The following is a 24519-nucleotide window of genomic DNA, read 5'->3' as shown; positions in this document are numbered from 1 at the left end:
ACTTGACCGCAACGGACGACGGTGGGCAGGCCTACAGCCACAAAACTTGGGAGTACGCCATGACCGGGTCTGATTTTGAGCCTCCTCCTCACGCAAAGGCGCGGTGGGCGGGTGCCATCTATCTAGTCGTCGTCGCGGGAATGTTCAGCCTGGGCTATGCACCCAGCCTGGTTTTCGCCGGCAACAACGACGCCGAGATTGTTCAAAGCATCGCCTCGCACGAGCGGCTATTGCAGCTTTCGATCGTGGCCGAGGCCATATGCTATTTGGCGTTCCTGATACTGCCGTTAGCTTTGCATCGGTTCTTGGCCCCAGCCGGGCGGTTCACGGCGATGATCATGGTGGCCTTGGCGACCATGAGCGTCCCATTGGGGTTCGCGGGCCTTGTTCATCTGCTGGACATTGTCCGCATGCTGGCTGGCGATGCGGCACAGCTCTCCGAGGTGGCGGTGATGACGGCGTTGAACAGCTACTAGAACGGCATGCGGCTTCTCGCGATCCCCTGGGGCCTTTGGCTCATCCCTTTCGGATGGTTGGTGATCAGGTCTCGCTTTGCACCGTCTGTACTGGGCCTTCTTCTGATCCTGGCGGGTGTAGGTTATGTGGCCAACTTCCTGGGTGGTTTGCTGATCGACAACTATGCCGACCTAGGTGTGGCTCAGCTCCTCAAGGCCCCGCGTTTGGCCGAGGTGCTGATCTGCGCGTGGATGCTGGTGATGGGAGCACGAGGTCTGTCGGGGCGACGGCTGGCGTCGGGCGACTAAATCGGCGCTGGACGGAGCCGAGCCGACTCCCCTAGACGACCGCCGATGACCGAACCTGAAGTGCTCACCTCCATCCAGAATGGCGTAGGCCGTATCACCCTGAATCGACCGCGTGCCCTGAATGCATTGAACCGGGGGATGTGCGAGATCATGACCGAGGCCCTGCTGGCCTGGCGTGACGACAACGATGTCCGTTCAGTATTGATCGATCACGCCGGCGAGCGCGGCTTTTGCGCGGGCGGCGACATTCGCATGATCGCCGAGAGCGGGGCGGGTGACGCGGTTGAGGCGAAGGCCTTTTTTCTGGTCGAATACCGCCTGAACGACCTGATGGTCCGCTATCCCAAGCCCATCGTGGCGGTGATGGACGGGATCGTCATGGGCGGCGGGGTCGGGATTTCCGATCCGGCACCGGTCCGGGTCGTGACCGAACGGACGCTCTACGCCATGCCTGAGACGGGCATCGGCCTGTTCCCCGATGTCGGCGGCGGCTGGTTCCTGCCGCGGATGCCGGGGCAGACCGGGATCTGGCTGGCGCTGACGGGCGCGCGGATCAAGGCGGCGGATTGCCTGCCGCTGGAGGTCGGGACCCATTTCATCCCAGCGGATCAGATCGAGGCCTTCAAGCTGGCCCTGATCGAGACGGACGAGGCGCCACAGGCGGTGGCCGACCGCTTCGCCCGTGATCCGGGCGCATCGCCGCTGGACCCGCATCGCGAGGCCGTCGACCGCTGCTTCGTCTCCGATACGGTCGAAGAGATTTTCAGCGCGCTGGAAGGCGAGGGGAGCTCGTGGGCGGAGGCGCAACTGGCCATGCTGAAAACCAAGTCGCCGCAGTCGTTGAAGGTGTCGCTGCGCCAGATGCGAGCCGGCGCGGAGATGGCCACCTTCGGAGAGGTCATGGCTATGGAATATGCGCTGGGAGGGCGGGTCGTGCAGACCCATGACTTCCAGGAGGGCGTGCGTTCGGTCATCGTCGACAAGGACAACGCACCGCACTGGGGGCCGTCGACGCTGGCAGGTGTGACCGACGCGATGCTCGACGCCTTCTTCGCCCCGTTGCCTGCGGCGGAGGCCTGGACACCGTTGGATTAGGCCGAGTTTTCAAGACGTCATCCATTGACCTTGTGCGTGTGGGCCCGCACTGATCTGGCGAGTAGTCACCGTGCTCGGGCTGATTGCTGCCGCGAGGGACAATGCTGGAAGTCGGTCGAAACTGCTCGCACATCGCCCACGCCGACCGGGTCGCCATACTGGTCGAGAATGACACCTATTTCTCTGTAGTTGAGGAGGTGCTTGAGCGGGCTGAGAAGTCGGTCCTGCTGATCGGGTGGCAGTTCGACCCACGCACGCAACTGGACCCGATCAATCCGCCACACGGAGCCGCCGGCCAGGTCGGCCATCAGATGCGGCGGCTGGCGCGAACGAAACCCGACCTGAAAATCCGGCTTCTGGTGTGGAACTCGCCGCTGCCGATTGCCGCCTCGCAAGGCATGTTTCCACAACGAGCCATCCGCTGGTTCAATTCCAATCCCGTCGACCTACGGCTGGTCAAGCCGCTGTCATTGGGGGCCGCGCATCACCAGAAAATTCTAGTGATCGACAACAAGCTGGCCTTTGTTTCAGGCGGCGACATATCGGTGGACCGTTGGGACACCAGCCAGCATCTGGACCTCGACATTCATCGTGTTCTGCCCTCGGGAGAGGCTCGCAAACCGCGACATGAAGTGGTGATGATGGTCGATGGCGAGGCGGCTGACGGCCTGGGGCAGTTGGCCCGCGATGCCTGGCAATGGGTGACCGGCGACACTGTCACGCCCGCCCAGGTCGACTACGATCCGTGGCCCGCCTCGATCAAGCCGACCCTAACGGATGCGACGGTGGGCATCAGCCTGACGGTGTCCGGGGCGTCTCATACGATCAAGACGCGGGACGTCGAATCTCTATTCCTCGACATGATCGCCCAGGCCAGGGATCTGATTTTCCTTGAGAACCAGTATTTCACCTCACCGGTCATCGCCACGGCGATTGCCCGTCGCCTAGGCGAGCCGGAAGGCCCCGAAGTGGTGCTCGTTTCAACGGGCGAAAGCCCGAGTTGGTTCGACCACGCGACCATGGACGGGGCTCGCGCCGAGGTGCTGCATACCCTGCTGGAAGCGGATGTTCATGGTCGCATGACCGCCTGGCATCCGAAGACCGTGGGGGGCGACAATATCATCGTCCATTCCAAGGTGACCATCATCGACGACCGGATGCTTCGCGTTGGGTCCAGCAATCTGAACAACCGCTCCTGCGGCTATGACACCGAGTGCGACGCCACCGTCGAGCGCCGTGAGCCGGATCCGGCCATCCGGGGTGTCCGACACCATCTGCTGGCGCATTTCCTGGGCGTGCCCGACGAGAAATATGCCGAGGCCGAAAAGACGGCGGGATCGGTCGCGGGTGCCATCGCCGCGCTCAACACCAAAGGGCGCATGGCTCCCATCAGCAGCCAGAGGCCGGGGTGGTTGGGGCGACTGACCGCGCGCTATCAGATCGGCGATCCGTCTGACCCTGCCAATGCCTGGCGTCCGTGGAAGCGGCGTAAGCTGTCCCACCGGCTTCGGGAAGAGGTCAAACAGGTCACCCGCCGTGCGCCGGATGACTATCACGACCCGGACGACGCCTGACGCGGCACCGGTCGAGGTCAGGAACGATTGCATCCCGCCGGCGTTCGGGGCCAAGGTGCCGGCACGATTTGGGGGGTAAGACATGACGCGCTGGATTCTTGTGACGGCCCTGTCGCTTTGCGGCTGTGCAGCGGCGGTTCCTCAGCCAGACCCCCAGAGCGTTGGAGCTGCAGCAGAGGCGGCGTCCCAGGCCATTGCCGCCCTGGCCAGTGACGGGTCGTCATTGGCACCAACCTATCATGCGGCGATATCCGATCCGCGCCGTCCCGAGGCCGAGGTGGCGCGCGACCCCCAGCGTCATCCGTTCGAAATGCTGACCTTCATCGGACTGGAACCTGGTCAGCGGATCGCAGACATCCGCCCGGAGGAAGGCTATTTCACCCGCCTGTTTGCACCCGTGGTTGGGCCGGAGGGCCAGGTCTATGCCTTCGTGCCGACCCTGACCGCGTCGCGTGAGCAGGGCTTCGCCGAAGGACTTCAGGCAGAGTACGGCAACGTCACGCCCGTGATCGGCTTGCTGGACCAGATGAGCTTCGACGCACCGCTCGATGTCGTCTTCATGGGGCAGGAGTACCACGACTTCCACATTGATCGGTTCAATGTCGACGTGGCCGAAATGAACCGACGCGTGTTCGCCGTGCTGCGCCCGGGCGGGCGTTATGTGATTCTGGATCACTCGGGTCTGCCTGGTACGGGGCATTCCGAAGTTGCGACCCTGCATCGGATCGAAGGGGCGTCCCTGCGGCGCGAGGTGGAACAGGCAGGCTTCATCTTTGAGGTTGAAACTCGCGTTCTGGCTAACCCAGATGACCCCCTGGACATCAGTGTCTTTGACGACAGCATCCGGGGCCGGACCGATCAGTTCGTTTATCTGTTCAGGAAACCCGACGCTGCGATCATTGACGCCCTGGCAGACGAGCGCCGACCGGAGGAAGACCGGGCCCGCGATGTGGCCCGCCGCGCCGCGGAAACCCTGGAACTGGCCGACGTGAATCCCGGCGATCAGGTCGCGGATCTGATCGTTGGGGGTGGCTATTTCACCCGCCTGTTCGCCGATCTGGTCGGGCCGTCGGGTCATGTCTACGCTTGGCAGCCGGGTGAGTTCGTCGCCTTCAACGCGGACTACGGCACGCAGCTCGAAACCGTCGATGCCGCCTATGACAATGTCTCGGGTCAGGTCAGCCGGTTCGCCGAGTTGGACCTACCCGAAGGGGCGCTGGACCTGGTTTTCACCGCCCAGAATTATCATGACTTCCATCTGAATCCCTTCCCGCCGACAACAGCGGCATCGGTGAACGCCGAAGTCTTCCGGGCCTTGCGGCCCTGTGGCCGCTATTTTGTCATCGACCACCACGCAGGCCTTGGGACGGGATTTGAGATGTCCCATTCACTGCATCGTGCCGACGAGGCGGCTGTCATCACTGAAGTGCAAACAGCGGGCTTCAACCTGATCCAGGCAAGCAGTCTGCTCGAGAACCCGGATGACCCTTTGACTGCCAATGTTTTCGACGCTTCGGTCCGGGGTCATACCAGCCAGTTCATCCTGGTCTTCCAGAAGCCGGGCGAGGACTGTCCCGTCAGCTAGGCCGGTTGATATCGGCCTGGCCTTGCAGACATCGTCATCCTCGGGCAAGGCGAAGCCGCGACCCGAGGATCGGACGTGGGGTTGAGAGGCTTGTCCGGCCTGCGCTGAGCGACGGAAGGTCTGATCTTCGGGTCAAGCCTGAGGGTGACGAGGCGAGGTGCGGTGCTCGCTCTCCGTCTTCGGCGGCCACCTTCTCCCTCGAGATGAGAAGGGGTAGGACGGGCCTCGTCGTATTCGGGAGTGAGTCACATGAGCAAGATCGCCTTCATCGGCCTGGGCAACATGGGCGCCGGCATGGCCGCCAATCAGGCCAAGGCGGGCCATGATGTTCGGGCCTTTGATCTGAGTGCGGCGGCGCTCGAGCGCGCCAGAGACAACGGCTGTACGCCGGTCGCATCGGTGGCCGAGGCGGTCGAGGGGGCGGAGGTGGTGATCACCATGCTGCCCGCCGGACCGCATGTGCTGAAAGTCTATGCCGAAGAGGTGTTCGGCAAGGCGCCGACGACGGCCCTGCTGCTGGACTGTTCGACCATCGACGTCGATACGGCGCGCAAGGTCGCGGGGCTGGCGAGGGACGCCGGCTATGTCTTCGCCGATGCGCCGGTGTCGGGTGGGACGATGGCGGCAGACGCCGGGACCCTGGCCTTCATGGTCGGGTGCGACGAGCCCGAGTTCGGGCGCATCGAGGCGGCGCTGGAGCCGATGAGCCGCGCCACGTTCCGCGCCGGCGATCATGGGGCGGGGCAGGCCGCCAAGATTTGCAATAACATGGTGCTGGGGATCACCATGCTGGCGACCTGTGAGGGCATCGCCCTGGCTGAGAAGCTGGACCTCGATCCGGCCCGGCTGTTCGACATCATGGCCAAGTCGTCGGGCCAGAGCTGGTCGGTGACGACCTACTATCCGTGGCCAGGTCCTGTGCCGACCGCACCGTCGAACCGGAACTATGACGGCGGCTTCGCGGCGGCGATGATGCTGAAAGACCTCAAGCTGGCCCAGGATGCGGCCGCCAAGTCGGGGGCGTCCACGCCGCTGGGTGCCCAGACCGAGGCGCTGTTCCAGATGTTCAATGGACTCGGCTACGGTGGACGGGACTTCTCGGCCATCCTGCAGATGCTGCGCGGCAAGCTGGATGAATTGCCAAAGTAACGGCTTGGTTCAGCCGGCCTAGCGCCAGCTAATTTCGGCCTGCCCGCGAAGGAGGGCTTCGGCCTGAGGTGTGTGCTTGGCACCTGAATGGTCATGCACCACCAGACCGGGCAGGACTTGGAGCGGGGCCTTGCCCGACTTGGTGGCGCGGACGATCACACGCTTTGCGGGTTGATCGGCGAAGGGGTGAATGGGCAGGATCTGGAACGAGCCCGACTTGGGAGACAGTTGGTCGAGGATCTCTGCAAGAGCGTCAGCGCGGTGGATCATCACAATGGTCCCGCCCTCACGCACGGCCTTACTGAGAAAGGTTGTCCAGGCCGCCAGGCCGTCGTCCGCAATCCAGGCATCCCGGCGTTCCGGGGCGGGTGCCCGTAGACGATTGGCGTCGTCAAAGAAGGGGGGATTGCTGATCGCCCAGTCAAAGACCGGCAGATCGAGTGGACGAAACCCCTCGGCGATGTCGCCGCAGCGAACCTCGATTCGCTCGGACACCTGGTTTGCCAGGATGTTTCTCTGCGCGAGGTCTACCGCGGCCTGGGTACGTTCGATGCCGACGAAAGACGCGCCGGGACGACGGGCCGCGATCTGGAGCAACACCGCGCCAACCCCGCTGCCGGCCTCGATCAGGCGATCAGACGGGCCAACCGGGCAGGCCGCCGCAAGGAGGGCGGCGTCCATGCCGGCGCGATAGCCGCGCGTGGGCTGTTGGACACGCACGCGACCATCCAGAAGCCGATCCTCTTTAACCTCTTGGTCCATTCGGCTAGACCCTGCTGCAAGCGCCGGGATGGGATTCACTCCAATCAACGGCATATGTGGAGCTTACGTTTGGACCCTGTCACGGCCCGCGCCGCAAGACCCTCGGGGAGCGCCGATGCGCTGGTCGCATTGGGCGCGACCGATATGGCGGTCATCGATGGGCTAATTCGCGCGCGGATGCAGAGCGATGTTGAGGTCATTCCAGCCCTGGCAGAGCACCTAATCGCGGCCGGGGGCAAGCGGCTGCGCCCGCTGGTGGCCGTGGCGGCGGCCCGGCTGGTTGGGGCTGACGGCGACGCTCACCAGAAGTTGGCGGCGGCTGTCGAGTTCATTCATACGGCCACGCTTCTGCATGATGATATTGTCGATGGGTCAAGGACGCGCAGGGGCAAGGCTGCGGCGCATCTTATCTGGGGTTCGGCTCAAAGTGTCCTGGTCGGCGACTTCCTGTTCACGCGTGCCTTTGACCTAATGGTCGATGCCGGGTCGATGCCGGCCTTGAGACTGCTCGCCAATGCCTCTGCCGTGATTGCCGAAGGGGAGGTCCTGCAGCTGACGCGAGCGCATGATCTCAATCTGCCGCAAGAGGTATACATCCAGATCATTGCGGCCAAAACGGCGGCCTTGTTTTCGGCTGCCGCTGAATCCGGGGCCCTGGCCTCCGGTGGAACCCCAGAGCAGGTCGAGGCGATGCGGGTTTACGGAGAGAACCTGGGCCTGGCCTTCCAGCTTTCGGACGATGCCCTCGACTATGGTGGCACCAGCGATGCTCTGGGGAAGGATGCGGGTGACGACTTCCGTGAAGGCAAGGCGACCTTGCCGCTTTTGCTCGCAGTTCAGCGGACACGCGGGCGCGAGGAAGCGTTCTGGGCACGGACGGTCGGCAAACGCGAACAGACGGACGATGACTTCCGGCGGGCCCGGGAACTGGTCATCGGGACCGGAGCGTTGGGTTCAACGCTGGACCTGGCAGGAGCCTACGCCGACACGGCCAAGGTTGCACTGAACCGTTTCGAAGACGGCCCGTGGAAGACGGCTCTGCTGGAGTTAGCGGACTTCGCCGTCAGCCGGTCTAGCTGACGTCAGGATTGTCCAGCCGGGCCCCCAAACGGTACCAGCCCAGGCTCAGCAGCAGGATCAAGCCGGTCAGGGCCGCGAGGCTCCAGTCTGGAGCTACACTGTTCACCGCATAGCCGAGGCCGGCGCACGCCGCTGTCAACACCCAGACCCGCCAGGCTAGGGCACCAGGAGAGCGATCATTTGCAATCAACCAGCGTTGATAGAGGTGTTCGGTATGGGCCTTGAACAGGGGACGCCTTGCCAGAGCCCGGCGCAACAAGGTCAGGAGCACGTCGACCAGCAGGGGAGCGGCGACGAAGGCCCCGAGATACATGGTCGCGCGCGGATTCGGGCCGGTGGCCAGTAACACCGAAGCCCCGGCAATCAGAAAGCTGGAGAAGAGGGCCCCGCAATCCCCCTGAAAGATACGCTTTCCAGGATGATTGTACGGGAGGAAGGCCAGGTTCGATATGGAGGCCGCCAAGAGGGCGAAAGCCAGGATCGGGCGGTCCGGGTTGACCAGCGCCAGCGTAAACAGACCGATGGATTGAACGCCGACGGCCAGGCCGTCTGACCCATCCATGAAGTTGTAGGCGTTCATCACCACCACGACCCAGAGGGTCGTGCCGATCACGCCCAGAATTGGGCCCAAATCGACGTCCAGGCCCGGTCCAAGCGGCAACACCTCCACGCGCGCGACCAGGATGGAAAAGGCAAGAGCGACGACGATCTGAACGATCAGCTTGGGCAAGGCCGGTACATCAAGGACGTCGTCAATCGCCCCCAGGAACCCGACGATGCAGGCCCCGAGCAGGAGCCAGACCGTCAGGCCCGGTCCGGGAGGCGGCAGGTCGACGGCCACATACAACATCACGCCGGCCATCACCGCCCCGATGACTGCCAGCCCTCCCGCCGTGGCGGTTGACCAGATGCTTAGGCCGCGATCGCGTGGATGATCCACCGGCCCAACCTTTGACAGGATGACGGTGGTGATGCCGGTCAGAAGGACGGTAGCCAGAACTGCCCAGATCATTGGGGATCAATCCAGGCTGGCGCAGAAGCGTTGGATGCGCCCACAAGCGTCTTCGAGCAGGTCGTCCGAGGTCGCATAGCTGATGCGAAAATAGGGAGACAGGCCAAACGCCTCGCCCTGCACCACGGCGACGCCTTCGGCATCGAGCAACTCGGCGGCGAAGGCGCCATCGGAGGTGATCTCGCGGCCGGCTGGCGTGCGCTTGCCGATCAAGCCCTCGATCGACGGATAGACATAGAAGGCACCATCCGGGCGAGCGCAGCGCAAGCCCTTGGCCTGGTTGAGCATGGATACGACGAGGTCACGTCGGCGTTCAAACGCCGCCGCGCGTTCGGGCAGGAAATCCTGGGGCCCGTTGAGCGCTTCAACCGCGGCCCACTGGCTGATAGAGGCCGGATTGGTCGTGGTCTGGCCCGCGACCTTGCGCATGAGGTCGATCAGAGGCTTGGGGCCGCCGGCATAGCCGATGCGCCATCCGGTCATGGCGTAGGCCTTGGAGACTCCGTTCACCGTCAGAATTCGGTCCATGAGGTCCGCTGCAATCTGGCCGATGGTGACGAAACGATAGTCGCCGTAGGTCAGGTGCTCATAGATGTCGTCGGTTAGCACCCAGACGTCAGGATACCGCCGTAGAACCTCAGCCAGGGCTTCGAGCTCGGCAGCTGAATAGGCGGCTCCAGTCGGATTGGACGGCGAGTTGATCAGTAGCCACCGCGTGCGCGGCGTAATGGCAGCTTCCAGGGCCGCCGCCGTCAGGCGAAATCCATCGGCTTCGGGGCAGGCGACCACGACCGGTTCGCCACCGGCGAGCAGAACCATGTCGGGATAGCTGACCCAGTAGGGGGCTGGAATGATAACCTGATCGCCTGCGGACAAAGTGGCTAGGAAGGCATTGTAGATGACGGACTTTCCGCCCGGGGCCACATGGATCTGGTTGCTTGCGTAGTCGAGATCGTTCTCACGTTTGAATTTGCTGACAATGGCCTGTTTAAGTTCAGGTATCCCATCGACATCGGTGTATTTGGTTTCGCCTCGCCGGATAGCCGCGATGGCGGCCTCCTTGACGTTCTCAGGCGTGTCGAAGTCAGGCTCACCGGCACCCAGGCCGATGATGTCACGCCCTTCGCGCTTGAGTTCGCGTGCACGCGCCGTCACGGCCAGCGTTGGAGACGGCTTGACCCTTGCGAGTGTCGCGGATTCCAGGCCCGAAGCCGTTTGGGACATGAATTCTTCCTCATAAAAGGCCGGCGCTGTTTACGCGGCGCAGCTGTCACGCGCAATGTGAGCCGTTCAAACAGTCGGACGATTCCAAATGCTTGCTCTTGCCCTCTCGGCAGCCTTGTTGGGCCAGATCGAGGATCCGGTTGCGCCGACGCGCGTGGCCGATGTCATCGTGGTCGGCTCCTATTTTGACTATCGGCTGCGGGTCAACTTGGCAGGTGCGGACTCGCCCTCTGATTTGGTCGTCAGCGCCGACCCGGCCATGAACTGCGGCGATCAACGCTTTGACACGACACCCGGCCCTTATCGGCAGTGCTGGCTACGCGGTCGCCGCAATACGCCGATCGTTTTGACCGCACAGCAGGCGGGCGTGTTTGGACGCGACTGGACGGTCGACTGGATTGGCTGCCAACCCCTGGATGATGGGCGCAGCTGTGCTGTTGCCATCAGCGGCGAGATGGAGGTCGGGGCGACTTTCAGAGCGTTGTGACGCAAGAGATTGCGCGCGTTTCTCTAGGCGAGGCCTCATGGGCGCGCTAAGTCCTGACCATGCTTTCGCGCATCCTCGCTTTCCTGACCGAAATGGACTCCCGTCGCTGGCGCACAGCGGCGGTGACTGCGGTGCTGCTGGCGGCCGTCGTCATGATGTTCCTGGTCGGCAAGTCCAGCCTGGGGGTCGAAGCCGAGGCCCGGATGGAACACTGGCTGCAAGGGTATTCGGGTAGCCCCTGGGCCTTTGCGGTGACGGTGCTGCTGTTTGTCGTTTCGGCCTTTCTTGGGGCCCCCCAGTTCATCCTGATTGCCGCCTGTGTTGTCGCTTTCGGGCCATCGCTGGGGTTCTGGTACAGCTGGGCGGCGACGGTGATTTCAGCAGGCGTCACCTACTGGCTGGGGCGGGGCCCCACGGCGCGCCTGCTGGACCGGCTGGGAAGCCGCACGGTCGAGCGCCTGAAGCGGTTTGTCGGGCGCAATGCCTTCTACGCCAGCTTCGTCATCCGCAATGTCCCGTCGGCACCGTTCATCGTGGTCAATATGGCGTTCGGGGCGACGCGGGCGAATTTCTGGGCCTTTCTGGCGGGGTGCGCGCTCGGCGTTTTGCCCAAGACCGCGCTGGTCGCCTTCTTCGGTGGCGCGGTTTTCTCCGCAGTACAAGGGGACGGCATCTGGCATTCGGTGCTTCTGGCGGGCGCGGCGGCGCTGTGGCTGGTCCTGATGCTGGCGGTGCGGGAGTGGATCCGTCGCCGCCGCGCCGGACGTGAAGTCGAAACTGGCCTTGAAATCGATGATGCGAGTGCTTGACCGCTCACCGGCGGCTCCTACCTAGAAGGCGCATCCAGGAGTCTCCAATGAACAAGCTGTACTATTCGACCGGCGCGTGCTCGCTGGCCGGCCACATCGTCCTTGAGGAAATCGGCGCTCCGTATGAGCTGGAGGCGGTCAATCTGAACGCGGGCGAACAGAAACGGCCCGAATTCCTGGCCATGAGCCCAAAGGGGTCGACCCCGGTGCTCCTGACCGAGCATGGTCCTCTGACTGAAAACGTCGCGATCCTGGCCTATCTGGCTGCGACCCATCCCGAGGCGGGCCTTGCGCCGACCGATGATGCCTGGGCTTCCGCTCAGCTGACCTCGTTCAATGGGTTCCTCGGTTCGTCTGTTCATCCCAACATCGGCAAGCTGTTGTTCTATCCGCTGGGTGAGGCCGAGAAGGCAGCTCAGCGCGATGTGACCTTGGCCAAGCTGCGCCTGGTCGAGGACCACCTGCTGGTCGGGCCCTGGGCGTTGGGGGAGGCCTATTCGACGGCCGATCCTTACCTGATGGTGTTTGAACGCTGGGCCCGTCAGGGTGGTCTTCTGGATCCTGCGGGATTCCCGCGTATGAACGCCCACCTCGACGCGGTTCAGGCCCGTCCGGCGGTCCAGCGTGTGTTCGATCAGGAGGGGATCGCGAAGGTGTGACCTCGCGTCACCAGATCCTTCTGCGAGAGGGGCTTGTATTCCGTTCATCATACGGGCAAACGGACCCCTAGTCCGCTAAAGCGAAGACGTCAGGCGGCTGTGCGTGTGGGGACGCGCACGGTCAGGGCATCGCCTAGGCTGGCCGACACCAGACGCCCCTTTTCGACCCGAACGAACGGTATCCTCACTCCATGTTCAACCAGCTCTTCGGCGCCATCTCGAACGACATCGCCATCGACCTCGGCACAGCCAACACCCTGATTTACATGAAGGGCAAAGGCATTGTTCTGAACGAGCCGTCCGTTGTGGCCCTTCGCAACGTCGGCGGACGCAAGATCGTCCATGCCGTCGGCATTGAAGCCAAACAGATGCTTGGCCGCACCCCCGGCCACATGGAGGCAATCCGCCCCATGCGCGATGGCGTCATCGCCGACTTCGAAGTCGCCGAGGAGATGATCAAGCACTTCATTCGCAAGGTTCACAACCGCAAGGGTTTCGTGAACCCGAAGGTGATCGTGTGTGTGCCGTCAGGGGCCACCGCGGTCGAACGGCGTGCAATCAATGATTCCTGCCTGAATGCGTCGGCTCGCCGGGTCGGCCTCATCGATGAGCCCATGGCGGCGGCGATCGGGGCAGGTCTGCCCATCCATGAGCCGACCGGCTCGATGGTCGTCGATATCGGCGGTGGCACGACCGAGGTGGCCGTACTGTCGCTGTCGGGCATCGTCTATTCGCGCTCGGTGCGCGTCGGCGGCGACAAGATGGATGAGGCCATCATCAGCTACATGCGCCGCAACCATAATCTGCTGATTGGCGAAACGACGGCCGAGCGCATCAAAAAGGACATCGGCACGGCCCGCGTACCTTCCGACGGCGAAGGCCTGTCGATCGAGGTCAAGGGCCGCGATCTGATGCAGGGCGTGCCCCGCGAGGTTCGAATCTCTGAGCGGCAAGCGGCCGAGGCGCTGTCCGAGCCGGTTGCCCAGATCATCGAGGCCGTGAAGGTCGCGCTGGAGGCAACTCCGCCCGAGCTGGCCGCCGACATTGCCGACAAGGGCATCATGTTGACGGGCGGCGGTGCGCTGCTGCGTGGCCTGGACAATGAGATCCGCGACCAGACCGGTCTGCCGGTTTCGGTGGCGGATGATCCGCTTTCGTGCGTCGCCATCGGATGTGGACGGGTGCTGGAGCATCCCCGCTGGATGAAGGGCGTTCTGGACGCGTCTCTTCCTTAAGGGACTCATGGTAGGCGGGGTTGTTCACCCCGTTTGGGAGCTGTCCGGTGTCGCTGCGCGAGTCGCCGTTTGAGAATTTGAGGGTGCCGCTGGGCTGGTCCGCAGGCGGTGCGCTGGTGATTGCCATTGCCCTGGCAATTTTCCTCCTGCTCAGCGATCGCAGCGAAGCCGATGAACCCGGTCACGCCTCTGTGCGTAGCGGCTTTGAGGCCGGCGCTGCTCCGGTCGGCGGGGTCTTTGCCGCCCCCGTCCGCTGGCTCGGGCAGATCTCGGACTACGTCGATGACTATTTCTTTGCCGTAAGCGAGAACCGGCGGCTGCGCGAGGAACTGGCGTCGCTGCGCGCCGAGCGAGATGCGGTCGTCGCCTTGCGAAACTTGAACAGTCAGTATGAGGCGCTATTGGGCATTCGGGTTGAACCGGACGTCCCGCTGGTCAGCGCCCGGTCTGTGTCGGAGGCGAGGGGACCGTTCCGCCGCGCTCGTCTGATTGACGTTGGACGTGATCGAGGCATCGAGGTCGGCAATCCGGTTATCAATGAACATGGGCTGGTTGGCCGTGTCACGGGTGTCTCGGACTCTGTCAGCCGCGTGCTGCTCGTCACGGATGTCACGAGCCAGATTCCCATCCTGGTCGACCGGACGGATGCGCGGGCCATCATGCGGGGCGACGGATCGGGGAACCCGCGGCTGGAGTTCGTGCGGGGCAATGATTCCGTCGAGGTCGGCGACCGTATCCTTTCGTCGGGCGACGGCGGCCTGCTGCCGCGCGGCTTGCCGATCGGCGTGGTCGCCCGGGGCATTGACGGCTCGTGGCGGGTGAAGCTGTTTTCTGACCGCGGCGCGATCGACTTCGTGCGTGTGATGCGGTTCGATAATTTCTCACAGTTGGCCGACGGTTCGACGCTCGATTCCCCTCCGCTTGCAGGACTTGATACCGCACCGCCGCCCAGCCCGGAGGTTGTCGCCCGCATTGACGATGCCCAGGGTCGCCGGCGCGCTGAGGCTGAACGCCGCGCCGAAGTCGAGCGTCAGGCGCGTGAGCGTGAAGCGGCCGACACCCGTGCGCGTCAGGCCGCCGCCCAGGCAGCTGCGGCGCGCGAAGCCCCGGCTCAGACGGCCCAACCGCCCGCAGCTGACGGGGCGACCGAATGAGGCGGGTTGCGCCCGCCCGCCGGGCCGCAGCGGTCAAGGTCGTCGGCCCTCAGCAGTGGATTCTTTTGCCGGCCTTGGCGGTTCTGGCGGCGACGCTGATCCTGGCCACGCCCATCAAGGTGTTCGGTCTGACCCTGCCGGAACCGGTCATGCCAATGGTCCTGGCCTTCGCCTGGCCGTTGATCCGTCCGTCCGTCCTGGCCCCGGTGGCCCTCCTGATTGTTGGACTGATCGTGGACCTGTTCTGGGGCAATCGTCTCGGGCTTTGGCCGATGGGATTGCTGACGGCCTACGCAGTGGTGTTGGTGTCGCGTCCGTTTATCGCGGGGCAGGATACGCGGCTTCTGTTTGCCTGGTATTCCGGGGTGACGGCGCTAGCCTTCTTCATCGTGTATTTGGTGACGACGATGGCGGCGCATCAGCCGCCGAGCTTGATTGCCCTGTTCTTCCAGTTTTTGCCGACCATTCTGGTATTTCCAGCCGCGAATTGGCTGGTTGATCGGTTCGACGATGGGGACCTGAGGTTCCGATGAGCGACCGGTCGCCGATCCAATTCAATGAGGTGAATGAGCGTCAGGGCTCGTTCCTGCGGCGCACCTTCCTGTTGGGCGGCGTGGCGCTGACGGGTCTTGGGGTGCTGGGCGCGCGCCTGGCGCACCTCCAGATCATCGACCAGAGGCGATATGCGTCTGCCGCCGTGGCGAACCGGTTCAATGACCGGCTTCAGGTCGCGCCGCGTGGCCTGATCACCGATCGCAACGGTGTCATGATTGCCGGCAACCGGCCGAGCTTTTCCGTCTCGGTGGTGCGGGATGTGACTCAGGATCTGGATGCAACGCTGGATCTGATCGCACGGCTATTGCCGGAGACTGCCGAGCGCCGCCGCCGCATCATCCGTGAGGTCAATGCCGCGCCGCGTTTCGTACCGGTTCCGGTCAAGACCGACCTGACCTGGGAGGAGTTCGCGCGCGTCAGTCTGTTCGTGAACGAGTTGCCCGGTGTTCTGGCGACCATGGACGAGGTCCGTTTCTATCCGTTCGGTGGCAGCTTTGCCCACACGGTCGGCTATGTGGCCAAGGTGTCGGACCGCGACGTCGAGGCCGTGCGAGAGGAAGGCGAGGAGCCGCCGGCCATCTTCTATCACCCCGGCTTCCGTATTGGGCGGCAGGGCGTCGAGCGGTCGCTGGACAAGGAGCTACGTGGGCGTCCGGGTTATCAGCGCGTTGAGGTTGATGCCGAGGGTCGCGTTCGGGGCGAAGACGCGGATGGTTCGCGTGCCGCCACGCCGGGCGCAGAAGTCGTTCTGACGCTGGATGCAGATGCCCAGAACCGGGCACTGGAAGTCTTCGAGGAAGAGTCGGGCGCAGTCGTGGCCATGGATTGCCGCACCGGAGACATCCTGTGTATGGCCTCGGCCCCGTCGTTCGACCCCAACCTGTTCGTGTCCGGTGTGCCGAGCGTGATCTACCGCGCCTGGGCCGACTATGAGCGCAACCCGCTTCTGGACAAGGCGGTCGGAGGTACCTACGCGCCAGGCTCAACGTTTAAGCCCGTCGTCGGAATGGCCAATATGCTGCGGGGAGGGGATCCGAACCGCATCATCGTCTGCAATGGGGGCTATTATCTCGGTCGTCGTTTTGCCTGTACCGGAAGGCATGGACCGCAGGACATGCGCAACGCCATCAAGAACTCCTGCAACGTCTATTTCATGACGCTGGCGGTTGAGATGGGACCGGACCCGATTGCCGAGGTGGCTCGCAACATGGGCTTCGGCCAGATCTTCGAGATCGGCCTGGGGGGGCAGCGCAGAGGTCTGGTGCCAGATCGCGCCTGGAAGCGCGAGAATTTTCAGGGCGAAAATCAGAGGTGGTTCGCCGGCGAATCTCCAAGCTACGGGATCGGGCAGGGCTATCTCGAGGTGAATGCTCTGCAGCTGGCCGTCTATGTGTCGAGGTTGGCCAACGGCCGTCAGAAGGTCATGCCGCGGCTGGTAAGGTCGGTGGGCGAAGCCGAACGGGCACAAGGTGCCTTTGAGCCCCTTGGCTACGATTTCGACAAGGTTCGTGTTCTGCAAGAAGGCATGGAAATGGTGACTGATGCGGGAGGGACAGGTTTCCGCAACAGTCAGCTAGGGCTGGGCAACATGCGTCTGGCCGGCAAGACCGGCACCGCACAGGTGCGCAACTATACGACCGCCAGTCGAGGGCGAGGTGGCAACTGGGCCGACCGTGACCACAATCTGTTCATTGCCTATGGGCCGATTGATGATCCCCGCTATGCGATCTCGATCGTTGTTCAGCATGGCGGGCGGTCGGGCGGCGCGATTGCGGCACCCAAGGCACGCGAGATCATGCGAACCCTCATTCTCAAGGACCCGGAACTGCTGGCCCGCGTGAACGCGCCTCCGGTTCCCGAACCCGATGTTGCCCCCGAGGTCGCCCCATGACCGCCTCCGCCATCAGCCGCCCCGGGGAACGGGACCGTCTTCCTGTCAAACTGGGTCAGATTGACTGGCGCCTGGCCGGGCTGATCGCTCTGATCGGCGGAGCCGGGGCGATGATGCTCTATTCGGTGGCCGGCGAAAGCTGGGCTCCGTGGGCCGGCAATCACCTGATCCGGTTCGGTGCGGTTTTTGTCGTTATGCTCGGCCTGGCGCTGGTCGACATCCGCTGGTGGTACGCGGCGGCCTATCCTCTCTATGCCGTGGGCCTGTTGTTGCTGATCGCCGTGGAGTTGTTTGGGGAAACCCGCATGGGGGCGACGCGCTGGCTCGATCTTGGATTCACCAGTCTCCAGCCCTCGGAAATCATGAAGCTCGGTATCGTCCTGGCCTTGGCGCGTTGGTACCACGGGGCCTCAGCACAAGAGGCCAAATGGCACTGGAAGTTGATAATTCCAGCACTGATGATTGCCGTGCCGGTGGTTCTTGTGGCCCATCAGCCGGACCTCGGAACCAGCCTGCTGATCCTCTTTACCGGCGTTGCCATCATGTTTGCGGCAGGCCTGAGCTGGCGCATCGTTCTGACCGGCATTGCCGGCATTATGGTGGTGGCGCCGATGATGTATTTCTTCGTCCTGCACGACTATCAGCGGGCGCGGGTCGATGTGCTGCTGAACCCGGAGGCCGATCCGTCGGGCGCGGGCTACCACATCGCTCAGGCAAAGATCGCCATCGGCTCGGGCGGGTTGCTGGGCAAGGGCTATGGGCTCGGCAGTCAAAGCCAGCTGAATTTCCTGCCGGAGAAACACACTGACTTCATCTTTCCGACCCTGGCTGAAGAGTTCGGGTTCCTGGGGGCCTTTTTCATCCTGGCCATCTATGGAGCCATCATCGCCATCTCTCTCAGGATCGCCAGTCTCAGCCACAATCACTTCGGTCGCCTGGCAGCCGCAGGGGTGACGGCGACCTTCGCCCTGTATGTCCTGATCAACGGGGCCATGGTCATGGGTCTGGCCCCGGTCGTCGGCGTACCCATGCCGCTGCTTTCCTATGGGGGGACCGTCATGCTGACGGTGATGATCGGCTTTGGCTTGATCCAGAGCGTGCGGGTGCACCGCTATCTTGAACTGCCCAAGAGCCGAGGCGTTATCTGACGAATGACGGATAATCAGAAACCCACCACCACGCTTCTCGCCGGCGCGCAGGCCGATCTAATTGACGCCCCATCGGCGGCGGCGGCTACGACCGAAGCCCCTTGCCCGCCGGGTATTGAGGACTGCCCTCAACCAATCACCGCCTGGACGACGCATGAAGATGCTGCGGGGCTGGCGGAGGGGCTTCGGATGCGCGAGAATCCGGCCGAGTGGGCGTTTGTGCGCCTGTCGCGCCTGATCCAGGACTTCGAAAAACAGCTGGATGAGAACAGCGAGATCGGAGCCTTGATGGCCAACGGGCCCGGCGATGCGGCCTTCGCCATTCGCGACCTGGGCTTTTGGGGACCGGACTTCATCCTGTTCATGGGCGTCAACAGTGTCGGCCGCCCGATCCGGTTGGTTCAGCACTATACGCAGGTCAATGTACTGCTTAGCGCCGTTCCCAAACAAAAGCCGGAAGAGCCGCCGCGCCGCATCGGGTTTGCCCTTCAGGAGCGCGTCGAAAAAACGCAGGCCGACAGGAGCCCGGAAACTTCTGACTAGGTCGGCGGCAGCTACAGGCCCGCCGCGGCATCCGTAGCGCGTACCAGCCCATCGATGATGCCGGGCTCGGTCGAGGCATGGCCGGCATCGCCGATCACCTCAAAGCGGGCCTCGGGCCAGGCCCGATGCAGCGACCAGGCCCCGGACATGGGGGTGACGACATCGAAACGCCCCTGAACGATCCAGGCCGGAATGTGCCGAATGCGGTCGACGGAATTCACAATCCAATTCGGATCTTCCAGGAAGCCCTTGTTGGTGAAGTACCAGTTCTCGATGCGCGCAAAGGCGACGGCGAAATCCGGGTCGGCGAATTTGTCGGGACGTGAGCCAGGGCCCTGGGCGCTGACGGTCTCGCCTTCCCAGCTCGACCAGGCGACAGCGCATCGACGGCGCTCTCCGACGTCCTCGCCCATCAGGCGTTTGCAATAGGCTCCCATCAGGTCGCCACGTTCCGCCGGTGGAATGGGGGCCAGGAATCGCTCCCAGGCGTCTGGGTAAATCTCAGAGGCTCCGTGCTGATAAAACCAGTGAAGCTCGGGGGGGGTCAGCAGGAAGATACCGCGAAGGATCAGGCCCTCGACGCGTTCCGGATGCGTGATGGCGTAAGCCAGGGCCAGGGTCGAGCCCCACGAACCGCCAAAGACGGTCCATTTGTCGACGCCGGCCTTTTCGCGCAGCCGCTCGATATCCTCGATCAGCTTCCAGGTATCATTGTCTTCCAGCACGGCATTGGGCGTGGAGTGCCCGCAGCCGCGCTGGTCAAACATGAAGATGTTCCACTTCGACGGGTCGAAGTAGCGTCGCATGCCCGGGTTCGTCGCGCCGCCGGGTCCGCCGTGGAGAACCAGCATTGGCTTGCCGCGGGGATTGCCTGAGGCCTCCCAGTAGATCTGGTGGATGCCGCCCGTGGGCATCATGCCGGAGGCGTAGGAATCGATTTCGGGGTAGAGGCCCCGACGCGGGCTCGACAGATCGGTTTGCATGCCCCTGTGTGGACCGTGAGTTGACGTGTACGTCAACCCTCAAAACGGAAACGACGCCAATGACTTCGGCGTTTCGCCACGCTCATGTCGTGCTAAGGCGGGGTCATGCGATCCAGCACCGCCAGCGCCCTTATCTATGCCCTGATCTTTGCGGCGACGGGGGTGAGCCTGCCCTATGCGGGACTATGGTTTGAAGGCCAGGGGCTGAGCGGGTCGGAGATTTCCGTGATCCTGGCGGCCCCGATGCTGGCGCGGGCGTTTACCGGCCCGTTGGTGGCGGTCTGGGCCGACAGCTTTCAGCTTCGTCGGACGGCCATCAGTTGGCTCGCGCTTATAGCGGCGGTTGCCTATGGGGCGTGCGCGCTGGTCGACGGCTTTGCCCTGTGGCTGGTGCTGTGGTTTGTCGCGGCGACGGCGGCGGCGTCACTGATCCCACTCAGCGATGCCCTGACACTCAAGCTCGCTCGGCGCGACGGGTTTGTCTTTTCCGTCCCCCGAGGCGTGGGGTCGGTGGCCTTCATCGTGGCCAATGTCACGATGGGCGTGCTTCTGCGTTCCGGCGATGTGGATCAGATTGTCCTGTGGGTCGTCCTGGCCAGCGTCCTGCTGGCCGCCGCCGCTCTCCTGGCTCCAGCCGAACCGGTTCAGGAGAATGACGCGGTTGAAGCCGGCCCCCGGCTTGCCGGGCTGGGGTACCTGATGTCGGAGCGCCGGTTCATGACCGTCGTCGTGGCTATCAGCCTTATCCAGGCCTCGCATGCGTTCTACTATGGGTTTTCCAGCATTATCTGGCGTGCAGAAGGGATATCGACCCGTGATGTCGGTCTGCTATGGGGATTCAGCGTCGTGGTCGAGGTGGCCCTCATGTGGGGGGTGGAGCCCTGGCGGCGTCGGCTCGGCGTCGGGCCGATTCCGGTTCTGATCCTAGGGGCAGGGGCGGCCATCATTCGTTGGCTGGCCCTGGCGATGGAGCCGCCGCTGGCCTGGCTTTGGCCGTTGCAGGCATTGCATGCCTTAAGTTTCGCAGCCGTCTATCTGGCCGCCATGCAGCTGATCGAACGGCTGGCACCCATCGACAAGGCGACAGCCGCCCAGATGATCTATTCCAGCCTGTCGGCTGGTCTCTTGATCGGGCTGGCGACCGTTGTTTCGGGCCCGCTGTATGATCTGTACGGCCCGGGTGGATACCTGGCGATGAGCGGGCTTGCGGCACTGGGGCTGGGGCTGGTGATCACCGTACGGCGACGCGTGGCGGTGTCCTAGGACAGGTCGCCAACGGCGGCGTCGAGCAACAGGAACGTCCGCCCGGCATCGGTTGCCAGAAGCTGACCGGGTCCCTGACTGTCCGGGCGATTGCGGGCATCCGCCAGGACAGCCGCATAGCCGCTGACGAATTGGTCGACATCCTGACGCATCTGGCGATCGGTCATCACGCGGCGCGAAATCCGTCGGACAGCCGCAGGTGCCACGCGGCGAACGATGTCGCGGGCGCGGGCCGTGTCACCGGCATCGCGAGCCTTGGCCGCTTCTTCGACCCGCGTGCGCGGCAGCAGAGCCGCCGGGTCGATGCCCATTTCTCGGATGCCGCCGGTCAGGTCGGCATAAAGAATGTCGGCCGACGGGTGTGCGACGGTGCCAACCTCATCATCGTCAAAGCCCGCCGTGTCGGTGCCCGCCAGAAGTTCTTTCCAGGACATCCGGTCGGTGGCCGGTTGCGGTGTCTCGACGACCGGTTCGAAGGTCTTGCGGACCTCTTCGTCACGCGACGTTGGCGTCAACCGGAGGGGCCCGCGAAGCGGGGCGTCGTCGAGGGCGGCCGGGCTCGCAGCTGGCCGGCGAACCGGTGCCGGGCCTTCGCCCGAGACGACGCCCATCAGCTGAACGGCTTCGGAGAGCATCTCGTAGTTGCGCTTCACCCGCTCATGGAAGGCAGCGTCCGCAGCTTCCGTTTCTGCGGCGGCGCGGCGCGAGGCCTCAGTCAGAGTCTCAAGGCTGGCCTCGACGGCGGATTTCACCTCATCGACCCGTGACTTGGTTTCCTCCGGCAGCCGGGCGGCCCGTTCGTCGATCTGACGGATGGCATCCTCGACGTGGGCCAGGGCGGCGCGAACTTCCATGAGATTTTCTTCTAGCCGTTCGGTGATCCGCTTGGCGGCTTCTTCGCCGAGGTTGGCCGTTTCTTCCACCATGCGACGGGCAGCGGCCAGGCGTGTATCGGCAGCTTGATCCGCAGCACGGCCCACTTCGAAGGCCATCTCGCCCAAGCTATCCAGCCGTACTTGAGCATCTGTCACGGCCGTTTCGGTCGATGCGCGGGCACCTTCAAGGGCCGTCTGCAGGTCGGCGAGCGTACGCTCGCTCTCCTGGATGGCATTCTCACGGGCCTGGGCGGCCAGATCCTCGAAGCGGTCGAGGGCTTCGCGGGTGCGAGCGTCGAAAGCGCGGGCTTCGTTCTGGCTCATGTCGGCGAGCGCCTTGACCTGATCTGTCGCCGCTTCGAGCAAATCCTGAAGAGCTGTCACACTGCGCGTTGAATTATCGCTCATTTCCGAACTAGTGGCGCGGGTGTTGCTCAGGGTTTCCGTTAGCTGCGCCCGCTGGGACTCGACCTGAGCGGCAAAGTCCTCCTGGTCGCGACGAAGACCAAAGGCGGCCTGGACGAGGGCGGCCCGTTGTTCGGACAAGCCTTCCTCAACCGAGCGAATCTGGTCGGCCACCCCTGAACCTGCCGTTTCAAGGCGCATGGTCTGGCGTGCCAGGTCATCTGCGGCGGCGCGAGCCGCATCCTGGGCACCACCGGCAGCATTGGCCATGTCAGCGGCGCGGGCAGCCAGAGTGGCCTCTGCCTCACGCAACTGGGTCTGGGCCAGATCTGAAGCGTCCGCCACCATCTGGGCCTGGCGCTCGACTGTTTCGATGACGCCCTGGGTCTGGGCTTCCAGGCGTGACCCCAGCTCGGTCATGCCCTCGCGCTCGCGCGAAAGCTGCTCGGCCAGTCGTCGCGCCGTGCGCTGGGCGAGATCGGCGGCTTCATTGAGACGGCGCGTCTCTTCTTCCATGGCGGCACGCAGGGCGGCCAGTTCCGTCCGAGCCGTCTCGGCGGCCAGGGCCGATCTGTCGATGCCTGCACTCAGCCCGAGCAGGACTTGGTCGGACTCGTGGGCCGCTACGCCGGTCGGTAGGCCTAATCGATCCGCCATGGAGCGAGCGCGACGCACCTCGGCAGCCAGCGCGGCAGCCTGGCGCATGAGATAGGCGACCACGAGAACGAGGCCGGCCGGCGCCAGCGCAACGAGTGTCAAGAGCGCGCCTGTGGCTGGGTCTAGTTGAAGCTGGCCTCCGCCGACCTGATAGGCCGCATAGGACGCCACGCCGCCGATCCAGAGGAGGGCAGCGATAATGGCAAGCGGGTAGGCGGCACGGGCATCCTGGTTGCGGACGGAGGCGGGGGTCGGAAGATTGGGCGCGGCCATCGTGGGCACGCCCTCGGTCACGGCAGCCGGTTCGTCGGTGGTCTGTTCAGCGACGAGGGCGGTGTTCTCCGTTTCCTCGACCAACTGGGCGACAGCGACCTCGGCGATCTGCTCGCGCTGCGCAGTCTTGCTCGACGATCTGGATCGTGACTTCATTTTCGGCCCCTGGTCCGGTGCCGATGAATCTACCGGCACCGAAAGGAACCATTAACCGGTAAGGGCGCGCGTTCAAAGCCGCCTTGGCGTCAGCAGTCCTGATTCGCGGTGGAAATCGACAGGACAGCAGGTTCACCGCAATCCGAGGTTCGATGGATTTCCCGAGGGGATTCACGCCGGGGCTCAGGATCCATACCCAATTGGGACAGGATGGCGGTGATCAGAATCGCCATCAGGCCAATGAGGAACTCAATGAATGACTGCATTCTTGCTCCCCCTATTGCTCGAGCCCTGCGTGCTTATGAGCCCATCCGAACCCTGAGGCAACATCGTTCGACCTGAGCGCGGCGTGCGATTTGACGCACCGTCCCCAAGCCTCAGCCTGATGCAGAATTCAGATCAAAATCCACTACAAGCGGAAGGTGGTCTGATGCCATCCGGGCCAGAGGGTGGAAGGGGGCCTGAATCGACCGAATGGAGATGCCCTCGCTGACGAAACAATGGTCGATGCGGAGGGTCGGCAGCGCAGATGGGAAGGTCTTGATGGTGCGCGGGAGGCTCGCCCGTCGCTGTGCGTCAGCTAGCCGCGCTGCCAACACACCGTAGGGCCTCGAGATGGAGGTACAGTTCAGGTCCCCGACGAGTACGGTGGCACCTCGGCATTGGGGATGCGCCAGCCAGTCAGGCCCGGCCAGGGCCTGGGCCTGACGGCGCTGCTCCTGCGGGACCAGACCCAGGTGGGTGTTGATGACCTGGAGGGGGACGCCGTCGATCATGACTTCAATCCAGACGGCTCCACGCGGCTCAAGACCCGGAATGCCTGAGACAGTCGGCAGGGCGGACGCCTTGATCCGGCGTTCCGGCAGGGCCGTCAGGATGGCATCACCGTAGAGTTCTTCCTCGACCTGAAGGGCCGGGTGAAAATGCGAGCGCATGCCGAGCAGCGAGGCCAGCGTGTGGGCCTGATCCACATGACCGGTTCGCGCGCGCCCGACGTCCAATTCCTGCAGGCAGACAATATCCGGCTCAAATTCGGCGATGACGTCAGCAATGCGCTCGACGTCGAGCCGGCGGTCAACGCCAACACACCGATGGACATTGTAGGTGAGGATGCGGGGCATGGCTCGCCGGAGACTAGCCGCCGCGAAGGCAAAAACGAGGCCGAGAAGAGCAAGCCATCG

The 24519-nt window shown here is 63.9% G+C and carries 22 protein-coding genes and 1 pseudogene; 16 read left to right on the top strand and 7 right to left on the bottom strand.

From position 1 onward, the window contains the following. The first annotated feature begins 59 nt into the window (after positions 1–59). The 5 genes and pseudogenes from G391_RS15865 (at position 60) to mmsB (ending at position 6167) form a co-directional block, all read left to right on the top strand. Positions 60–764 (top strand): annotated as a pseudogene (locus tag G391_RS15865) (DUF4386 domain-containing protein). A gap of 45 nt (positions 765–809) precedes the next feature. Further along, the gene (locus tag G391_RS0111595; RefSeq protein WP_029087661.1) at positions 810–1859 is read left to right on the top strand and encodes an enoyl-CoA hydratase/isomerase family protein; all 1050 of its coding nucleotides are present in this window, start codon (positions 810–812) and stop codon (positions 1857–1859) included. Positions 1860–1960: 101 nt separating this feature from the next. Next, positions 1961–3433 carry a phospholipase D-like domain-containing protein gene (locus G391_RS0111590; RefSeq protein WP_029087660.1) on the top strand — a complete coding sequence of 491 codons (1473 nt, stop codon included), beginning with the start codon at positions 1961–1963 and terminating at the stop codon, positions 3431–3433. Positions 3434–3515: 82 nt separating this feature from the next. Continuing rightward, on the top strand, positions 3516–5018 hold the full coding sequence (locus G391_RS15655) for a hypothetical protein (RefSeq protein WP_156893946.1): 1503 nt from the start codon (positions 3516–3518) through the stop codon (positions 5016–5018). A gap of 249 nt (positions 5019–5267) precedes the next feature. Then, positions 5268–6167 (top strand): 3-hydroxyisobutyrate dehydrogenase, encoded by a 900-nt coding sequence (gene mmsB, locus G391_RS0111580; protein WP_029087659.1) that lies wholly within the window; start codon positions 5268–5270, stop codon positions 6165–6167. A gap of 18 nt (positions 6168–6185) precedes the next feature. Here the strand turns inward: mmsB and G391_RS0111575 are convergent, their stop codons facing one another. Beyond that, positions 6186–6929 (bottom strand): tRNA1(Val) (adenine(37)-N6)-methyltransferase, encoded by a 744-nt coding sequence (locus tag G391_RS0111575; protein ID WP_029087658.1) that lies wholly within the window; start codon positions 6927–6929, stop codon positions 6186–6188. A 54-nt stretch (positions 6930–6983) separates the two neighbouring features. Here G391_RS0111575 and G391_RS0111570 point away from each other — a divergent pair, with 54 nt between their 5' ends. Beyond that, positions 6984–8009, top strand: a complete 1026-nt coding sequence (locus G391_RS0111570; RefSeq protein WP_051257348.1) for a polyprenyl synthetase family protein — start codon at positions 6984–6986, stop codon at positions 8007–8009. Here the strand turns inward: G391_RS0111570 and G391_RS14750 are convergent. Next, positions 8002–9021, bottom strand: a complete 1020-nt coding sequence (locus G391_RS14750; RefSeq protein ID WP_035304453.1) for a glycosyltransferase family 4 protein — start codon at positions 9019–9021, stop codon at positions 8002–8004. The two genes, G391_RS0111570 and G391_RS14750, sit on opposite strands and share 8 nt — an antisense overlap. A gap of 6 nt (positions 9022–9027) precedes the next feature. Further along, positions 9028–10245, bottom strand: a complete 1218-nt coding sequence (locus G391_RS0111560) for a pyridoxal phosphate-dependent aminotransferase (RefSeq protein ID WP_029087656.1) — start codon at positions 10243–10245, stop codon at positions 9028–9030. 88 nt (positions 10246–10333) lie between these two features. Between G391_RS0111560 and G391_RS0111555 the strand changes: the two genes are divergently transcribed. From G391_RS0111555 to G391_RS14740, 9 genes are all read left to right on the top strand, one after another. Then, the gene (locus tag G391_RS0111555) at positions 10334–10732 is read left to right on the top strand and encodes a hypothetical protein (RefSeq protein ID WP_029087655.1); all 399 of its coding nucleotides are present in this window, start codon (positions 10334–10336) and stop codon (positions 10730–10732) included. A gap of 59 nt (positions 10733–10791) precedes the next feature. Next, positions 10792–11541, top strand: a complete 750-nt coding sequence (locus tag G391_RS0111550) for a TVP38/TMEM64 family protein (protein WP_029087654.1) — start codon at positions 10792–10794, stop codon at positions 11539–11541. 47 nt (positions 11542–11588) lie between these two features. Next, positions 11589–12200, top strand: coding sequence for a glutathione S-transferase family protein (locus G391_RS0111545; RefSeq protein ID WP_029087653.1), 612 nt, complete (start codon positions 11589–11591; stop codon positions 12198–12200). Positions 12201–12391: 191 nt separating this feature from the next. Beyond that, positions 12392–13435 (top strand): rod shape-determining protein, encoded by a 1044-nt coding sequence (locus G391_RS0111540; RefSeq protein ID WP_029087652.1) that lies wholly within the window; start codon positions 12392–12394, stop codon positions 13433–13435. A 47-nt stretch (positions 13436–13482) separates the two neighbouring features. Beyond that, positions 13483–14589, top strand: a complete 1107-nt coding sequence (gene mreC, locus G391_RS0111535) for a rod shape-determining protein MreC (protein ID WP_029087651.1) — start codon at positions 13483–13485, stop codon at positions 14587–14589. Beyond that, positions 14586–15122, top strand: coding sequence for a hypothetical protein (locus G391_RS0111530; RefSeq protein WP_051257347.1), 537 nt, complete (start codon positions 14586–14588; stop codon positions 15120–15122). The genes mreC and G391_RS0111530 overlap by 4 nt, the downstream gene beginning before the upstream one ends. Then, positions 15119–17035 (top strand): penicillin-binding protein 2, encoded by a 1917-nt coding sequence (gene mrdA / locus G391_RS14745; RefSeq protein WP_035304476.1) that lies wholly within the window; start codon positions 15119–15121, stop codon positions 17033–17035. Before G391_RS0111530 ends, mrdA begins: the two co-directional genes overlap by 4 nt. Beyond that, positions 17032–18183 (top strand): rod shape-determining protein RodA, encoded by a 1152-nt coding sequence (gene rodA / locus G391_RS0111520; RefSeq protein ID WP_029087649.1) that lies wholly within the window; start codon positions 17032–17034, stop codon positions 18181–18183. Before mrdA ends, rodA begins: the two co-directional genes overlap by 4 nt. Positions 18184–18186: 3 nt before the next feature. Beyond that, positions 18187–18726: a DUF6173 family protein gene (locus G391_RS14740; RefSeq protein ID WP_051257346.1), complete on the top strand. Its 540-nt coding sequence runs from the start codon at positions 18187–18189 to the stop codon at positions 18724–18726. Between the two features lie 11 nt (positions 18727–18737). On the opposite strand, the gene pip is transcribed toward G391_RS14740, so the two are convergent. Then, on the bottom strand, positions 18738–19709 hold the full coding sequence (pip, locus tag G391_RS0111510) for a prolyl aminopeptidase (RefSeq protein WP_029087648.1): 972 nt from the start codon (positions 19707–19709) through the stop codon (positions 18738–18740). A gap of 105 nt (positions 19710–19814) precedes the next feature. Here pip and G391_RS0111505 point away from each other — a divergent pair, with 105 nt between their 5' ends. Beyond that, a complete protein-coding gene (locus G391_RS0111505; RefSeq protein WP_029087647.1) occupies positions 19815–20972 on the top strand; it encodes an MFS transporter in 1158 nt (385 codons plus the stop codon). On the opposite strand, the gene G391_RS14735 is transcribed toward G391_RS0111505, so the two are convergent. The 3 genes from G391_RS14735 to G391_RS0111490 form a co-directional block, all read right to left on the bottom strand. Beyond that, positions 20969–23338, bottom strand: a complete 2370-nt coding sequence (locus G391_RS14735) for a coiled-coil domain-containing protein (protein WP_051257345.1) — start codon at positions 23336–23338, stop codon at positions 20969–20971. The genes G391_RS0111505 and G391_RS14735 overlap by 4 nt on opposite strands. 89 nt (positions 23339–23427) lie before the next feature. After that, a complete protein-coding gene (locus tag G391_RS15725) occupies positions 23428–23604 on the bottom strand; it encodes a hypothetical protein (RefSeq protein WP_169719110.1) in 177 nt (58 codons plus the stop codon). Positions 23605–23715: 111 nt separating this feature from the next. Then, a complete protein-coding gene (locus G391_RS0111490; RefSeq protein WP_029087646.1) occupies positions 23716–24459 on the bottom strand; it encodes an endonuclease/exonuclease/phosphatase family protein in 744 nt (247 codons plus the stop codon). Positions 24460–24519: the final 60 nt, after the last annotated feature.

It is taken from the genome of Brevundimonas aveniformis DSM 17977, assembly GCF_000428765.1.
Taxonomy (GTDB): Bacteria; Pseudomonadota; Alphaproteobacteria; order Caulobacterales; family Caulobacteraceae; genus Brevundimonas; species Brevundimonas aveniformis.
The sequence above is the reverse complement of the archived record's forward strand: the minus strand, read 5'-3'. Positions and strand labels throughout refer to the sequence as shown.

Excerpts from the sequence above, each read along its gene's own strand:
- G391_RS0111540 (WP_029087652.1), top strand. The coding sequence starts at position 12,392 with ATGTTCAACCAGCTCTTCGGCGCCATCTCGAACGACATCGCCATCGAC.
- G391_RS0111550 (WP_029087654.1), top strand. The coding sequence starts at position 10,792 with ATGCTTTCGCGCATCCTCGCTTTCCTGACCGAAATGGACTCCCGTCGC.
- mrdA (WP_035304476.1), top strand. The coding sequence starts at position 15,119 with ATGAGCGACCGGTCGCCGATCCAATTCAATGAGGTGAATGAGCGTCAG.
- G391_RS14750 (WP_035304453.1), bottom strand. The coding sequence starts at position 9,021 with ATGATCTGGGCAGTTCTGGCTACCGTCCTTCTGACCGGCATCACCACC.
- pip (WP_029087648.1), bottom strand. The coding sequence starts at position 19,709 with ATGCAAACCGATCTGTCGAGCCCGCGTCGGGGCCTCTACCCCGAAATC.
- rodA (WP_029087649.1), top strand. The coding sequence starts at position 17,032 with ATGACCGCCTCCGCCATCAGCCGCCCCGGGGAACGGGACCGTCTTCCT.
- mmsB (WP_029087659.1), top strand. The coding sequence starts at position 5,268 with ATGAGCAAGATCGCCTTCATCGGCCTGGGCAACATGGGCGCCGGCATG.
- G391_RS0111575 (WP_029087658.1), bottom strand. The coding sequence starts at position 6,929 with ATGGACCAAGAGGTTAAAGAGGATCGGCTTCTGGATGGTCGCGTGCGT.
- G391_RS0111560 (WP_029087656.1), bottom strand. The coding sequence starts at position 10,245 with ATGTCCCAAACGGCTTCGGGCCTGGAATCCGCGACACTCGCAAGGGTC.
- G391_RS0111555 (WP_029087655.1), top strand. The coding sequence starts at position 10,334 with ATGCTTGCTCTTGCCCTCTCGGCAGCCTTGTTGGGCCAGATCGAGGAT.
- G391_RS15725 (WP_169719110.1), bottom strand. The coding sequence starts at position 23,604 with ATGCAGTCATTCATTGAGTTCCTCATTGGCCTGATGGCGATTCTGATC.
- G391_RS0111530 (WP_051257347.1), top strand. The coding sequence starts at position 14,586 with ATGAGGCGGGTTGCGCCCGCCCGCCGGGCCGCAGCGGTCAAGGTCGTC.
- G391_RS15655 (WP_156893946.1), top strand. The coding sequence starts at position 3,516 with ATGACGCGCTGGATTCTTGTGACGGCCCTGTCGCTTTGCGGCTGTGCA.
- G391_RS0111590 (WP_029087660.1), top strand. The coding sequence starts at position 1,961 with ATGCTGGAAGTCGGTCGAAACTGCTCGCACATCGCCCACGCCGACCGG.
- G391_RS0111505 (WP_029087647.1), top strand. The coding sequence starts at position 19,815 with ATGCGATCCAGCACCGCCAGCGCCCTTATCTATGCCCTGATCTTTGCG.
- G391_RS14740 (WP_051257346.1), top strand. The coding sequence starts at position 18,187 with ATGACGGATAATCAGAAACCCACCACCACGCTTCTCGCCGGCGCGCAG.
- G391_RS0111545 (WP_029087653.1), top strand. The coding sequence starts at position 11,589 with ATGAACAAGCTGTACTATTCGACCGGCGCGTGCTCGCTGGCCGGCCAC.
- G391_RS0111570 (WP_051257348.1), top strand. The coding sequence starts at position 6,984 with ATGTGGAGCTTACGTTTGGACCCTGTCACGGCCCGCGCCGCAAGACCC.
- G391_RS0111595 (WP_029087661.1), top strand. The coding sequence starts at position 810 with ATGACCGAACCTGAAGTGCTCACCTCCATCCAGAATGGCGTAGGCCGT.
- G391_RS14735 (WP_051257345.1), bottom strand. The coding sequence starts at position 23,338 with ATGAAGTCACGATCCAGATCGTCGAGCAAGACTGCGCAGCGCGAGCAG.
- G391_RS0111490 (WP_029087646.1), bottom strand. The coding sequence starts at position 24,459 with ATGCCCCGCATCCTCACCTACAATGTCCATCGGTGTGTTGGCGTTGAC.